Below are 14,804 nucleotides of genomic sequence, written 5' to 3'. Positions count from 1 at the left end.
CAATAATAATAGTATTATCAAAAAACTCGTTGCTACATTTTGTTGTGTATAAAACTTTTGTTATTTGTTTTAGGTATACCATACCATTATAAAATTCATGTAACATCGAATTAAGATTTATATTTTTATGTAACTCATTGAAGAAAGTTTAAGTATTTATACATTCAATTACTAACTAAAGGAGAAAATTATAATGAGATTAGAGAGCGAAAGAATTTATTTAAGGCCTCTTTGTCAGCTAGATGCTCCTATTATTTTAGAAAGTACAATGGATGATGAAATAAGATGTATGACTGGAACTAAGTCTACTTTTTCATTGGAACAAATTACGAAACATATAGATCATATAAATAATGATTCAAGTCGCTATGATTTCGCTATTTGTTTACAAAGCACTGACGAGATGATTGGAGAGTTGTCGCTTTTAGATATCGATGAGGAGAACAAAAGAGCAGGATTCAGAATATCAATGCTTTCCATAGCATTAACAGGACAAGGTTATGGAACTGAAGCTATTAAAATCGTTTTAAAATTTGTTTTTGAACAACTATCATTAAATCGTTTACAGTTAGAAGTATTTAGCCATAATTTACGCGGAATTAAAGCTTATGAAAAAGTTGGTTTTATAAAAGAAGGAACCTTACGTCAATCTTTATTTTATAACGATACATACTCAGATGAAATTATTATGGCCATACTTAAAAGCGATTATAGAGAGACCTTTGTAAATGACTGTACTTAATCTATGAAACAATTTTAAAGAACCTTACCACAATAAAATGTAGTAAGGCTCTTTCTTTTTTATATCAAATAACAGCTCTTAACACATTTATAATCGTATTAATACCAAATAGTCTCCGCATAATTATAAGCATCACTATTCGGAATGGCATGTTTCCCCTGCGCTTGTGCCTTTCTTGGATCTAAATCATAGACCATTGGCGTATAGCATGATGTTTGCCCTTTATTCACAACACCATTTCCTCCAGCACTTCCGCAAGTATATGCCTTTCCATCGGTTTTTCTGACGATCCTTGCATCAGCTTCGTTATTATAAACCGCTGCACGAGTTACAGTAACCTTTGCCCACGCTGTTTTACACGTCGTGCTAAATTTTAATTCCACATATGAATTAGAATCAATCCACTTCTTTTCTTTCGTTACTGCTGATTGATCACAGCTATTGTAGTAAGGGCTTTTCCCATCATATGAATGGTCTTCTGCAAATGCTTTATCATTATTCGTCGTACTAAAAACACTAGTTATGACGAGCAATGCCAGACAAAGACATGCGCTTACCTTTTTAAAAAGGTTCATAGAATTCCACTCCTTTATTAATAACGTCCAGTTTTCCCGTAGCCATTATTAATCGTCACCGCTTCAGCATCAGCTGTATAACCAAAATCAGCAGTTAAATCAAATACCATTCCTGTATACGTACTCGTTTGTCCTGTTTTAATTGCTCCATTGCCACTATTAGAGTCTACTGATTTTTGGAATACACCATTTTTATATTTATTAATAACAGCGTAAGCATATACCCCTCCAGAAACAGAAGGTGCTGGTTGATCTAAAACAAGCTTAGACCATGCCGCGTGACATTTATTACTGTAACGTAAATACACTGTCCCTACTTTTTTACTACCTTCATAAACTGCTGTAGACTTTGCATTAAATCCATCTGCATCACACGTTGTACTGCCTCCGTATACTTTCGTTGTTGCTGGATTTTTCCCATCATAATAACTACTCAGATCGGTAGCTGCAAATGTACTTCCTTGAAAACTAAATAATACCCCTACACTCGCTACACTTAACACACATACTTTCATTAACTTTTTAAACATTGTAAATCTCCTCCCTCAAAATAAGTACGTATACTAAAGACAATCTATCCCCTATGTACGCCCCTCCTTTCACGCTTCCTAGAGGCATCTTACAGAAACGAATAAAAGTTGTAAATTCCCTTACGATTATTGGAATATACGAAGAAATTTACTTATCCTTGTAAGAAAAAAAGTTGAGAAATACACATTTTATAGCATTCTATATTTAAAACATAAAAGAACCGATACTTGTTATATTCAAGCATCGGTTCTTTATACAAAATTGCCATTTTTTCTTTTATATAAAATAAATATTTCTCCACTTAATCCGTTGTAAAAAACTCCCTAGTCACATCAATAAATTGCTGCAGTGGCACTGTCATCCATTTATCTTTATGCCAAGCAATTTGTGTAAAAATTGGATTGATAGTATTTTCTAGATGTAACTCTTTTATCGTACCCTCTCGTATATCTTTTTCTACTACTATTGCCGGTAAAACCGCTATACCCAAATCTGCAATCACACATTGTTTAATTGCCTCGACACTAACAAACTCAATCTTATTTGCTGGATATATGTCTTTCACACGAAATAACTCCTCAAATAAAGTCCGATATGAGCACCCTATTTCTGTTAATAAAAGTGTTTCCTTCTCTAAATCTTTTATAGAAACGGAAGTTTGCTGGAATAAATGATGCCCTGAAGCAGCTACTACTTTTAATTCTTCTTTCATAAGAGGCTCCACATGTAAAGCATCTTCTGTTTTACATTCATCCAAAATAAATGCAAGATCGACTTTTCCCTCCATCAATTGTTCCTTCGCATCTTTATTGGAATGCGCTGGTTTAAATATAAGCTTTATTTGAGGAAATTGCGCTTTGAACCTCTTTAATATAGAAGGAAGTCTATATGTACATTGGCTTTCTTGCGCACCGATTATTAACGTACCAGCTATTTCTTCATCATCTTTCACAGCCATTTTCGCTTCATTACTAAGTGCAATCATCTTGTCGGCATATAATTGAAACTTTCTGCCTGCTTCCGTTAAAAAAAGACGTTTCCCTAATCTTTCAAATAACGGCGTACCTAGCTCAGTTTCTAACGTTTTAATTTGCGCCGTTACGCTCGATTGAGCAAAGTTTAATTTCTTCGCAGTTTGGGTAAAGTTCAAAGTATCTGCCGCTACTTTAAATGTAATTAATTGTTTTATCTCCATTTATTATCCCTCTTTTCAATCGATATTTCCGATTGGTTCCATCGAAATAATCCTCTTTGTCTATTGATATTTATATTGTATGATAAGGAGCATCGACAAACAATAAAATGGAGGTATTCCATATGAAAGCACTTTGTTTCGAACAGTTTGGGAGTCCAGATGTACTACAATATAAAGAACTAAATGATCCAATCATAAATCCAAATGAAATTCTTGTCCGCACGAAAGCAATCGGTTTAAATTTCGCCGATATTTATAGACGCCGCGGTGATTATCATCTCGCTGGCAATCCACCTTATATATTAGGTTATGAAGGCGCTGGTATTGTTGAAAAAATAGGAGCTGACGTTACGAATATCAACCCTGGAGACCGTATTGCATTTGCTGACGTTCCATTTGCAAATGCAGAATTAGTTGCCGTTCCATCAGAAAAAGCAATCCCACTTCCGGATTCTATTTCTTTTGAAACAGCCGCTTCTGTCTTATTGCAAGGTTTAACAGCACATTATTTAACGAAAGATAGTTATCAAATAAAACAAAGTGATATAGCTCTAGTACATGCTGCGGCTGGCGGCGTTGGTCAACTTCTTATTCAAATGATAAAACTACTGGGCGGAAAAGTAATCGGCCTCACGTCATCAAACGAAAAAGCAAAGATAGCCACGTTAGCTGGTGCTGATCACGTATTTTTATATACGGAAGCATGGCATACAAAAGTAGTTGAAATAACAAATGGTGATGGAGTAAATGTTGTGTATGAATCAGTAGGTTCTACATTAGAGGAAAGTTTTAGCGCTACTATAACTGGTGGTACTGTCGTATTTTACGGAATGGCCGGTGGTAATCCTGCGCCAGTTGATCCTCGTATGCTTATGGATACTTCAAAAACTTTAACTGGCGGAGACCTTTGGAACGTGCTTACTACTTTTGAAGAACGAAAAAAACGCTCTACTCAATTATTTGATTGGATCGCAAGTGGAAAATTAAACATTGCGAGCCCTACTACATTCTCTTTACAAGACGGTGCCCGTGCACATGAATTATTAGAGAGCAGAAAAAGTACAGGGAAGATTTTATTAATCCCTTAATCGTTCCCATTTAAAAAGGAAGATAGGTTAAATTTTATCAAAACCTAAATTGAAAACAGTTAATAAATGAAAGGACATAACATATTTTATATAACTAATATGTTATGTCCTTTCTTCTTAAAATAACGAGCCCGTGTAGCTTTGGAATAAATTTTGTGCTCCTTACTCACTTAAAACGCCCTTTAAGTGAATATAGATTTTTTATTTGTATATCGCTAGGAAATTATCATTCCACTTGTAAATAAGACTACGTATTGATTTATGCTAAAAACGAGAATTCACTCCTATAACAACAGTAGCGTCTAGTTCCTCGTCTCTAGCCACTTTCGGAGTAAGCCCAGCACCCGCAAAGATTTCACAGGTGTGAGTTGCCTGCATTTCACTCGTCTCTATTAAAAGATGGCCTCCCGGTGCTAGCCAGAGAAATGCTTCTTTTGCTACTCTTCGCTGAATGTCAAGTCCATCCTCTCCTCCGTCAAGCGCCACCTTTGGTTCATGTAGGCGAGCCTCCTGTGGGAGCAGCTTTATTGCCTTGGTAGGAACATAAGGTGCATTTGCAACTAGGGTGTTCACGCGACCTTTAAGTGAGTACGGCAAAGCTTTATACAAGTCACCTTCAAAAACATGGCCACCGAAATCTGTTACGTTGCGGCTTGCACATCTTACTGCGACAGGATCAATGTCAACGGAATACAGTTCAATTCGTCCTAAAACTGCTACTAGAGCTGCACCCACAGCCCCTGACCCACAACATAGATCAACGACGATATCACCAAAACATGACAGAGCTTCTGCCTGGTGAACAAGAAACTCTGTACGTTGACGAGGTACGAAAACACCTCGGTCCACTTCTATCCGCAATCCACAGAATGCTGCATATCCAACAACATATTCAAGTGGTAAACCATCGACTCGCATTTCCACCATTTTCTTTAAGTCCTCTGGTGTTTGTGCCTCTGACATAAGTAACCGGGTTTCATCTTCTGCGAAAACACACCCCGCGCTCTGAAGCCTGTTAATGATATATTTTTCCGTTTTATTTTCCAAAAAGAAATTAAATTCTCTTCCTATTTATCTCACCACTTTTTCTTATTTATAACCCTTTATTCGTTAAAAATTGGAGATATCCTCTTCAACAAAATGGCCCTATGCAAAAAAATACACCCTTATTCAATCAAAGGATTCAATTGTCGAACAAAGAAACACTTTACATAATAGATATATTCACCAGGATATCCCAACCTGTTTTTATAATTGATATACTAAATAAGAAAAGGAAGCTAGATTTCTCTACCTTCCTTTTCTTATTTCTATATGAATTTTTATATTTCCACACTTTCTTTCCCTTTTGCAACATAACTCATATCTCCAACAGACTCGACGATATATTCCCCATCTTTATATAAAATTTTCGTTACACTTGCATTCTCTACTCCAAGTTTTGTTTTACTACTGTCTAGCATTTCAATTAATGCAGTAATCAAAAGCCCATGAACGACAACTAAAACGTTGCCGCCTCCATTTGCAGCAGCTTCTTCACTAATTTTATCAATCTCTGCTTTTATACGAGTAGAAAATAACTCCCAATTTTCTGCCTGTTTCGTAGGATCTGCTGCTCTAATAAGATCAATCACTTCTTGAATAGAAAACTTCATAAGTTCTTCTGGTGATGTAACACCCGCAGCTTTTCCAACCACATCCCACATATTTTCAAGCTTTTCACCTTCAAAAATACCGAAATTTAATTCTCTTAAATTTTTCCTTTGCTCAAGTTTCAATTTTGATTGCTCACTATATTTTAATACTAAATTAGCAGTTTCAATCGCTCGGCCGCTATCACTACTATACGCATTCATAAAATGAACATCTTTTAATCCCATTCCTAAATTCGCGGCAACTTCCACACCTTTTTCTACTAACGGAGAGTCTGCCCAACCTTGCGCGCGATGGTTTGTATTTAATATTGTTTTACCGTGTCTTGTAACATATAACGTAACTACATTCTCATTGCTATTTGTTTCTCGATTCTTCATTCAATTCTCTCCCTTTACATTTCTATATCAATTTTACCACCTTAATTATTCATTGAGCAAAATATATGTAAGTAGCTTCACTTAATAAAAAACGCTACCTTTCTGTATATCCCTACAAAAAGATAGCATCTTTTATGATTACATTTTTTCAAACAATACTCCTACTCAGCAAATGCACTCGAATATTGCACAACTCCTTCTATACCTTGCAGAGCGTTCTCACTTAGCTCAACCGCCATAAACACTTCATCTGGCACTTCAAATGGTGCTTTTATATTCCACTCACTTGCTTTCTTAAAACCAAATTTCGGATAGTACTCTGAATGTCCTAATACTATAACTGATCCGTATCCAAGTTCTTTCGCTTTCTCTAACGCAGCTACTATAAGTTTTCCACCAATTCCTTTTTTCTGATAGTCCCTAGCAACTGAAACTGGTGCAAGTGCTAATGAATCTACAGAAGCTCCATCTTGTTCTATCGTAATTTTAGATAACATAATATGACCGACTATTTCTTCATCTACTGCAACGATTGATAACTCTGGAATAAATGCGTCACACTCTCTAATACGTTTTACAAGTTCATGTTCCTTTTTATCACTAAATTCTTCATGTAAAAATGCTTGTTGTACAACTTCTTCCGTTTTTCTATAATCGGTTTGTCGTTCTTGTCTAATCGTTACCATTTTAATTTATCCTCTATTTTTTCTTATTTCTTTTTGGATTTTACGAAGTGCTTTTTTCGATCCACGCTCAATGTCGTGTTGCATTTTTCTCTCTTTATAATCGACAAATAGTGTATTTAAATCATATCCCTCTGGATATAATTCTTTTGCTGCTACCGCCAAAGTAATACGTTTTACGTTAACTTCAACGAATTCACCGTTATAATATACAACGACGTTATAAAAATTATCTATTTCCTTATAGATAATACCAAAATCATCGTAATCTAATAAATTTACACGATCGCCGATTTTGTACTCGTAATGGTTTTCTCTTTTTTCCTGCACAAATTTTGGTTTTCTAATTTTACTTTCATTCAGTTTTTCTAAAGCATATTCTTTATTTTCCATATATTCTTTCGCTCTTTGTAGTACACGCTCTCTTACGTTCATTTTATTCGCAATCCAAAGTGCATTACTTTCACCTGATTTACCGATCACTAATTGATAAAGCGGTTCTAGTGTCTCACTATTAAATTGCATCGCTGCGTTCATGAAATCATCGTGCATTTCTGAGAAGCGTTTAATTTCACCGTAATGCGTACTCGCAACTGTAATACATCCTGCAAGATAAAACTCCTCTAAAATAGAAATTGCAAGTGCTGCTCCTTCATTCGGTTCAGTCCCGCTTCCTATTTCATCAAATAGTAGCAACGTATTATTATTTGACATCCTCATAATCTCAGATAAATTTTTCATATGTGATGAAAATGTACTTAGTGCATTCTCAATACTTTGATTATCACCAATATCTACAAATACATTTTCAAAAATAGCAATTTCTGTTTCTTTATCTCCAGCAATATGCAAACCTGACATTGTCGCTAATGTTAACAATCCAATCGTCTTTAACACAATTGTCTTCCCGCCCGCATTCGGCCCTGTAATAATTAAACTACGATAGTTTTGACCGATTTCAAAGTGTAATGGTACTACTTTTCCACTTAAAAGTGGATGCTTACAATTTACTAAATGAACGTAGCCATGATCATTTAACTTCGGCTCTATTCCATCAATCGATTTACTAAACTTTGCTTTCGCAAACACCATATCATACTGACTAATCAATTCCATATTAATTTTGATATGATAAATATTTTCTACTACCATTCCTGATAAAGTCGCTAAAATTTGATATTCTTCCATCGCTTCTTCTGCTTTCAAACTTGTGAGTTCCACATTTAACTTTGTAACCGTATGTGGTTCTATAAATACAGTAGAACCTTTAGCGGAAGCTTCAACTATACTCCCCGCAACTTGATTTTTATAAGAAGATTTAATCGGAATCGTGTACCTATCGTCCTTCTTACTAATAAAGAATTCTTGAATATACTTCTTATTTGCACTACTATTTAAAAACTTCGTTAAACGTTCTTTTATTTTCCCATCTACCGAATCAATGTTATTTCGAATTCGTTTTAACTCTTTACTAGCGGCAGAATCAATACTATTTCCTTTAATTGAAAAGTTAATTTCCTCTTCAATACTTTTATATTCAGTCATTGAATTTGCATAAGAAGCTAATACTGGCGCAAAAAATTCTTTATCTAACATAAACTTTTTAATCTTTCTACATCCACGTAAAAAATCTGAAACACTTACTAATTCTTCTGGATCTAAAATCATCCCTTTTTCTAATTTTTGAATTGTACTTGCGATATTTGAAATACCGAAGAAAGGCACATGCCCTTCTGCATCTAATATAGCTCGTGCTTCTGTCGTTTCATTTAATCGATTCCTTACTACTTTTATACTCGTACTCGGCTCTAATTTATTTATTAATTCTTTTCCTAATCCACTTACACAATAAGATTTCACTATATCCTTTAATTCGTTATATTGTAACTTTTCAAAAGTCATCGTATTCATTTTGTTTCTCCTCACTATGATTGATTTCTATCATAAATGAAGATACCTACTCATTAGATTCCAATGAGTTTTACATTATTCAATCACCATTTTTATACATTTAAAATATACACAAAAAAGCTGCGGGGATACCGCAGCTTTTACATTTACAAGGCATGAGTAATAAACATATGAGGAAATAAACCATAAAAACAGATGGCAATCCCCTTATTACACGCTTTATAAAGTATTGTAGGTATCTTCATAGGTATTGAAATAAATCCATGACAAAATTAGGGGTAAGATATACATAAAAATCCCCTGTTCTTATCTGATTCATTTCATTCAATTTTTCCTATTTAGTACCTACCGCACTCACAAAAAGCACCTCTCATTAATTTATATTATAGTCATTAAAATCTAATTTACTGAAATCATCATACTATATGTTTTGTAAGAAGTAAAGGTGTCAAACTATTGCCTTGCAGATTGTAAAGCTTTCATATAATCAACTTTTTTCTCAAGGGTCTTTTTCGCATCTTCAGCTGTTACTATATAATCTACCGCAATATATTGCAATACGTCCTTATTACCATTTGGCAACTGAATTATAATATCATCCACACTACTCCTACTATTTTCAATCGTTTTATTAAATTCCTGAATACTTCTCGCAACTTCCGCTAATGTTTCCATATGTGCCCGGTTGTCTAAATCCAAAAAGATATTACTTCTGAAAACCGCCGTAATATAATGCTTCGGATGTTTCTTCGCTATTTTTTTCTCTGCATCCTTACCGAAAACAGTGTCCCCTGTTTGCATTTTCTCGAAAGTAAGTATAGTATTATTCCCTTTTTCTTCATAATATGTATTGAATCTTTCTCGTAAATCATTCGCTTCTTTTTTTATTTTATAGTTATCATTATTTACCTTTGGAGAGGTTCGTCCATCGAAATACATTTGAAATTGCAAATATGGTTCATCTACTTGCTGTACATAAGCTATTCGTATATCTGGTCCTAAAAAATCCTTTCCTTGACTAGGTATTTCAATTCGATCTAGTTTTACAGAAATACCATGCTCCGACTTTGTATAACTTTGTGCTTTTTGTTCAATTTCTTCACCTGATATATCACATGATGTTAATAGTAATAAACTACACATTATGCTATATTTCATTATTGTTCTTTTCATATCGCCTCTCCTTTTGCTACTACTACCTATACAGAAATGTCCTTATGGATTTTAATTTACGATTTATATAAAAAACTTCTTCTAATAATCATATGTATAACAAAACTATCAGTTACTACTTTACACTTATAGTGTAATTTTACACTATAATGATTTTATCGTAAAGCAAATATAATATCTATTTAAATCACATTAAAAACATACTTAATATTTAGTTCTACAGCAATCACAGTAAGGAGATGTTCTTCAAGTACGAATAAGAGAAATCACGGGTGACATCATTTATTCCAATGCATCTCTTGTTGTTTCAAAAGTCGACTAGTTCCTTTATTAAAATAAAGATTTAGGAATGATAACAATATAAAAAGAAGAGGAAAACTTATATTTCAGTCTACCTCTTCTTTTCTATGAACAATTCACTGCTGAACATATATGGAAACTGATCCTCCACTTACTTGGAACTGTCCCCAACCATCCTTATTAATTGTTACAGTATTTGCTTGATTACCCGTAATATCGTACCATACTTCCCCTGCGTTATTCTTTCCAACATCCATCCACTTTGACCCCCCTGGTCCATCAGAGATTAATGTTGCTAAACCAGAATTAGCATGTACACTATCACCTTCTCTTGTCCAGCCAATCACATCTGGATGATCAAAATAATCACGCTGCGTACCATATGCAAAGTTTTTTCGTGCCGTCAAAATTGGATCAATTTTGTCCTTTAACGCTGGAATTTCATAGTTACTATTTCCTTTTGTACCATAGTAATCACCATAGAAAACAGAAGGATATCCCTCTGCACGAGTTAAAATAAATGCATATGCCAAAGGTTTGAACCAAGGACTCACTACAGATTCCAATGACTGACCAGGCTGTGAATCATGATTTTCAACTAGCGTAACTGCAAGTGTAGGGTGATTCGCAACTACTGTTCCTTTTAAAATATTTCTCATATCATAATTTCCATTTCCTGTTGAAGCATAATGAAAATTATAATGAAGTGGTGCATCAAAAACAGATTGATTATAATTGACTTTCGCTAGATAATTATTTAAAGTTTGAATATCATTTTGCCAATATTCAGCAACTGTAAACATTTCTTTCCCTGTTTGCTGTCTGACATGATTTACCCAATCGCGTAAATATTCATGATCAATATGTTTAACAGCATCTAAACGAAAGCCATCTAAATTTAATTCATTCGCATACCACGTCCCCCAATTTTTCATCTCATTCGCAACATCTGGATGATCAAAATCAAGGTCTGCATACATCAAATAATCATAATTTCCATTCTCACTAGACACTTCCCAGTCCCACGCTTTACCTATACCCCTAAATTTATAAATTCGATTTAATTTCCTTCCTTCATCCCAATCCGTTCCATCAAAATGATACCATTTCCATTTAAAATTAGAATACGTATCTCCGCGCCCAGGAAAGTTAAACCCCGTCCACGCATTAATTTCATAATCACCTGATACCTCAATATTTCGATTGTTACGGTCTACCTCAACAGCTGTTACAGTTTCAGTATAATCTGCTCCACCTTTATGATTCATAACTACATCGCCGTATACATCGATGTTTTGCTTATGTAAAGCTTCAATTGCAGATTTCAATTGTGCTTTCGTACCATATTTCGTCCGTACGGTTCCCTTTTGATTGAATTCACCCAAATCATATAAATCATATGCTCCATATCCTACATCATTTTGCGTAGTTCCTTTATATGCAGGCGGTATCCAGACAGATGTAATTCCTTTTTGAGCTAAATTTCCAGCATCCGAATGCAAGCGGTTCCAATGATTCCCATCATTTGGAGCATACCACTCAAAATACTGCATTAATGTTCCATTGTTAACCGTTTCTGCATACGCTTTACTCCCCCCATATATACTAGGTAAAAACATAACAACTGACAATCCGACTATTGTTATTCTTTTAAACATCTGTACTCCATCCCCTCCTAAGAAAACGTTTGCATAGTTTATCAGAATTATTATAATATTCGTCCCTCTGTTAGTAAAGTATCAATCTCTCACTCTTCCACATTATTTTGAATCAAACTTCAAATATTCAACGTAGTTTTCATTTCACATCCCATTCAAGATTGTTTACAATTTATCTATAAAAGCATAACGGAGGGATTTCTATGACCGACTTTCAAAAACAATTTTTTGCACGATTACATATAGTAGAAAAACACAAAGTTTCATTTGAAGATTTACCTAACATTATGTACGCGATGGCACAAACTGTCCCTTTTGAAAACTTAAATATACTCGAAAACACCTTTACAGAAATATCAAAAGAAAATCTAAAAGAAAAAATTTTAGTAAACAACCGTGGCGGTCTTTGTTATGAACTTAATCCTACTATGTATTACTTCCTTAAAGACACTGGATTTGATGTCCATCTCGTTTCAGGAACAGTATATAACGCCGCAAACTCCATATGGGCCGTTGATTCCGGACATATTGCAACTGTTTTAAAATATCAGGATGCATTTTATTTAATTGAAGTTGGTTTCGGATCATACTTACCTCTTGCACCTGTTCCTTTCTCAGGTGAAGTCATTCACTCCGTTACAGGAGATTATCGTATTCGTAAAGAAATGACCGAAAAGGGAAACTACATGTTAGAGATGCGTAAAAACAATGAGTTTTTGGATCAATCTTCTGCGGATGATTGGACGTTAGGCTATGCATTTTATATAGAAGAAGTGGATGAAGAAAAAGCAAATGCGGCACAAAAAATTATTGTTGAACATGAGTGCTCACCATTTAACAAAGTACCTCTTATTGTAAAACTAACTGCAGATGGGCATGCATCTTTAACAAAGGATAGTCTCACAATAGCGAAAAACGGTAAAAAAACGAAAGAAAAAGTTACAAATGGGCAATATAAAAATCTTTTACATTCAAAATTCGGAATTACATTATAATTTTTCAAGCCTTGCCATTTTAGCAAGGCTTTTCAATTTTCAGCAGGGATTTTTTGCAATTTGTTGTATTTCATAGTTATATAGGAATATAACTACATATTTAGAAAGGAAATGATTATGACAGAACTTAAAGATCGACTAGAAGTAGCTGATAAAGAAAAATGGGATTTAACGGATATTTACGATACCATTGAAGATTGGGAAAGCGATTTTCATAAAATTGAAGTATTAACGAAAGAATTACACGAGTTTAATGGAAATATTCACGATGGCAATAGTTTATTAGCCTATTTAACAAAGAGTGAAGAAATTTCTAGCATAATAACTTTAATGTTCGCTTATGCACGATTACAATCTGATCTTGATACACGCGATACTGACGCTCAATCTCTTGTCGATAAAGTAACACAATTACAAGTGAAAGTAAGTGCAGCTAAATCTTTCTTTTCTCCCTTCTTACTTAGCGTAGATGAAAACACATTACAATCTTACATAGAAGAAGCAGAGGGCTTACAATATTATAAAGAAGACTTATTTGAATTATATCGTTATAAAAAGCACGTATTAAATAAGGACCAAGAAGAGATTTTATCACAAATGGGCGAAGCGCTCTCCTCTCCGCAACATACATATGGCATGTTAAATAATGCAGATATATTATTTGGTGAAGTGACTACTAATGATGGAGAAAAAGTTACTTTAACACGAGGAATGTATGCAAAGTTAATAGAAGATGAGAACCGCGAAAAACGTAAAGAAGCCTATAAAGCTTATTACAAACCATACGTTCAATTAAAGAATTCTATCGCTTCTACTTTATCTGCTGCTATTAAAAATAATGTTACTGTTTCTAAGCTAAGAAAATATCCATCAGCCCTAGAAAAATCATTATTTGGTGATATGGTTCCGAAAGAAGTATACGAAAACCTAATTGATACAACGAAAAAAAATATTCAATCTTTACATACTTATAATAAACTTCGAAAAGAAAAATTAAATGTAGATGAACTACGCCAGTACGATTTAAGTGTTGATTTAGTATCTGGTGTAAAACAAGACATTCCATACGATAGAGCGTTTAACATAATGATTGAATCACTAGCTCCTTTAGGTGAAGAATATATTGAAACATTAAAGAGCTTTAAAGATAAACGTTATATCGATGTGAGAGAAACGCCAGGAAAACGTTCCGGTGCTTATAACTTTGGTGTATATGGTGTTCATCCTTTCATTCTTTTAAATCATCACGATGATTTAAATAGCCTTTTCACTCTTACTCACGAATGTGGGCACGGTATGCATACGCACTACTCACACGGATATCAACCAAGAATTTCTGCACACTATACTATTTTCGTCGCAGAAGTCGCTTCTACAGTAAATGAAGTGCTATTAATTCATCATTTATTAAAAGAAGCAAAGGATGCTGATGTACGTAACCATTTAGTAAACCATTTCATCGAGAAATTTAAAGGCACTTTCTTTACACAAATCATGTTCGCTGAGTTTGAAAAAATCACACATGAAATGGCACAGCAAGGTAAACCATTAAATGCCCAAACCTTTAGCGAGGTTTACGAAAACTTGTTTAGAGAATATAATGGCGACTCCCTCGTATTTGACGAAGAAGTAAAATACGGATGGGCTAGAATACCGCATTTCTATCGTCCATTTTACGTGTACAAATATGCAACTGGATTCGCTTCTGCAATCCAAATTGCCGATAAGTTATTGAGCGGCGATCCAAATGCTCAAAAACATTATATTGAATTCCTTAAAGGCGGAAGTTCAGACTACCCATTAAACTTATTGAAAAAAGCTGGTGTTGATTTAACTACGCCAGAACCGATTGAAAGTGCATTAAATCGTTTTAGTGAACTTGTTGAAGAATTTTCAGCATTATAAAAAGCATGCAGAGTA

General features: G+C 34.3%; 13 protein-coding genes and 1 pseudogene. 5 read left to right on the top strand and 9 right to left on the bottom strand.

Annotated elements, in window-relative coordinates:
- The first annotated feature begins 193 nt into the window (after positions 1-193).
- Positions 194-742: a GNAT family N-acetyltransferase gene (locus tag AC0NJG_RS12725; protein ID WP_087995686.1), complete on the top strand. Its 549-nt coding sequence runs from the start codon at positions 194-196 to the stop codon at positions 740-742.
- A 98-nt stretch (positions 743-840) separates the two neighbouring features.
- Here AC0NJG_RS12725 and AC0NJG_RS12720 read toward each other — a convergent pair whose 3' ends face one another.
- The 3 genes from AC0NJG_RS12720 to AC0NJG_RS12710 all read right to left on the bottom strand — a co-directional run bounded on the left by AC0NJG_RS12720 (position 841) and on the right by AC0NJG_RS12710 (position 3,043).
- Positions 841-1,317 (bottom strand): DUF2690 domain-containing protein, encoded by a 477-nt coding sequence (locus AC0NJG_RS12720; protein WP_087995684.1) that lies wholly within the window; start codon positions 1,315-1,317, stop codon positions 841-843.
- Positions 1,318-1,334: 17 nt separating this feature from the next.
- Positions 1,335-1,847 carry a DUF2690 domain-containing protein gene (locus tag AC0NJG_RS12715; RefSeq protein ID WP_000473757.1) on the bottom strand — a complete coding sequence of 171 codons (513 nt, stop codon included), beginning with the start codon at positions 1,845-1,847 and terminating at the stop codon, positions 1,335-1,337.
- Positions 1,848-2,149: 302 nt separating this feature from the next.
- Complete coding sequence (locus tag AC0NJG_RS12710) at positions 2,150-3,043, bottom strand: LysR family transcriptional regulator (protein WP_087954747.1); 894 nt, start codon at positions 3,041-3,043, stop codon at positions 2,150-2,152.
- A 122-nt stretch (positions 3,044-3,165) separates the two neighbouring features.
- Here AC0NJG_RS12710 and AC0NJG_RS12705 point away from each other — a divergent pair, with 122 nt between their 5' ends.
- Positions 3,166-4,131 (top strand): quinone oxidoreductase family protein, encoded by a 966-nt coding sequence (locus AC0NJG_RS12705; RefSeq protein WP_308900856.1) that lies wholly within the window; start codon positions 3,166-3,168, stop codon positions 4,129-4,131.
- Between the two features lie 264 nt (positions 4,132-4,395).
- Here AC0NJG_RS12705 and AC0NJG_RS12700 read toward each other — a convergent pair whose 3' ends face one another.
- From AC0NJG_RS12700 to AC0NJG_RS12680, 5 genes are all read right to left on the bottom strand, one after another.
- Positions 4,396-5,178, bottom strand: a complete 783-nt coding sequence (locus tag AC0NJG_RS12700) for a putative protein N(5)-glutamine methyltransferase (protein ID WP_087995670.1) — start codon at positions 5,176-5,178, stop codon at positions 4,396-4,398.
- 275 nt (positions 5,179-5,453) lie between these two features.
- Complete coding sequence (locus AC0NJG_RS12695) at positions 5,454-6,164, bottom strand: histidine phosphatase family protein (protein WP_308900858.1); 711 nt, start codon at positions 6,162-6,164, stop codon at positions 5,454-5,456.
- A gap of 161 nt (positions 6,165-6,325) precedes the next feature.
- Positions 6,326-6,850, bottom strand: coding sequence for a GNAT family N-acetyltransferase (locus AC0NJG_RS12690; RefSeq protein WP_474063119.1), 525 nt, complete (start codon positions 6,848-6,850; stop codon positions 6,326-6,328).
- Between the two features lie 6 nt (positions 6,851-6,856).
- The gene (locus AC0NJG_RS12685) at positions 6,857-8,758 is read right to left on the bottom strand and encodes an endonuclease MutS2 (protein WP_308900859.1); all 1,902 of its coding nucleotides are present in this window, start codon (positions 8,756-8,758) and stop codon (positions 6,857-6,859) included.
- 453 nt (positions 8,759-9,211) lie between these two features.
- Positions 9,212-9,931 (bottom strand): hypothetical protein, encoded by a 720-nt coding sequence (locus tag AC0NJG_RS12680; RefSeq protein WP_308900860.1) that lies wholly within the window; start codon positions 9,929-9,931, stop codon positions 9,212-9,214.
- 235 nt (positions 9,932-10,166) lie between these two features.
- Here AC0NJG_RS12680 and AC0NJG_RS12675 point away from each other — a divergent pair.
- Positions 10,167-10,253: pseudogene (locus tag AC0NJG_RS12675) on the top strand (exosporium leader peptide); the annotation flags it as partial.
- 94 nt (positions 10,254-10,347) lie between these two features.
- Here the strand turns inward: AC0NJG_RS12675 and amyS are convergent.
- Positions 10,348-11,889, bottom strand: a complete 1,542-nt coding sequence (gene amyS, locus AC0NJG_RS12670; RefSeq protein ID WP_474063118.1) for an alpha-amylase — start codon at positions 11,887-11,889, stop codon at positions 10,348-10,350.
- Between the two features lie 203 nt (positions 11,890-12,092).
- On the opposite strand from amyS, the gene AC0NJG_RS12665 reads away from it, so the two are divergent.
- A complete protein-coding gene (locus tag AC0NJG_RS12665) occupies positions 12,093-12,884 on the top strand; it encodes an arylamine N-acetyltransferase family protein (protein ID WP_087954740.1) in 792 nt (263 codons plus the stop codon).
- A 117-nt stretch (positions 12,885-13,001) separates the two neighbouring features.
- Positions 13,002-14,789: an oligoendopeptidase F gene (gene pepF / locus AC0NJG_RS12660; protein WP_087995664.1), complete on the top strand. Its 1,788-nt coding sequence runs from the start codon at positions 13,002-13,004 to the stop codon at positions 14,787-14,789.
- Positions 14,790-14,804 lie beyond the last annotated feature (15 nt).

The sequence above is a fragment of the Bacillus sp. SSR7 genome (assembly GCF_055902415.1).
This window is presented reverse-complemented; position numbering and strand designations above follow the sequence as displayed.

Coding starts and splice junctions, on each gene's coding strand:
- AC0NJG_RS12725 (WP_087995686.1), top strand. CDS start 194: ATGAGATTAGAGAGCGAAAGAATTTATTTAAGGCCTCTTTGTCAGCTA.
- AC0NJG_RS12720 (WP_087995684.1), bottom strand. CDS start 1,317: ATGAACCTTTTTAAAAAGGTAAGCGCATGTCTTTGTCTGGCATTGCTC.
- AC0NJG_RS12715 (WP_000473757.1), bottom strand. CDS start 1,847: ATGTTTAAAAAGTTAATGAAAGTATGTGTGTTAAGTGTAGCGAGTGTA.
- AC0NJG_RS12710 (WP_087954747.1), bottom strand. CDS start 3,043: ATGGAGATAAAACAATTAATTACATTTAAAGTAGCGGCAGATACTTTG.
- AC0NJG_RS12705 (WP_308900856.1), top strand. CDS start 3,166: ATGAAAGCACTTTGTTTCGAACAGTTTGGGAGTCCAGATGTACTACAA.
- AC0NJG_RS12695 (WP_308900858.1), bottom strand. CDS start 6,164: ATGAAGAATCGAGAAACAAATAGCAATGAGAATGTAGTTACGTTATAT.
- AC0NJG_RS12690 (WP_474063119.1), bottom strand. CDS start 6,850: ATGGTAACGATTAGACAAGAACGACAAACCGATTATAGAAAAACGGAA.
- AC0NJG_RS12685 (WP_308900859.1), bottom strand. CDS start 8,758: ATGAATACGATGACTTTTGAAAAGTTACAATATAACGAATTAAAGGAT.
- AC0NJG_RS12680 (WP_308900860.1), bottom strand. CDS start 9,931: ATGAAAAGAACAATAATGAAATATAGCATAATGTGTAGTTTATTACTA.
- amyS (WP_474063118.1), bottom strand. CDS start 11,889: ATGTTTAAAAGAATAACAATAGTCGGATTGTCAGTTGTTATGTTTTTA.
- AC0NJG_RS12665 (WP_087954740.1), top strand. CDS start 12,093: ATGACCGACTTTCAAAAACAATTTTTTGCACGATTACATATAGTAGAA.
- pepF (WP_087995664.1), top strand. CDS start 13,002: ATGACAGAACTTAAAGATCGACTAGAAGTAGCTGATAAAGAAAAATGG.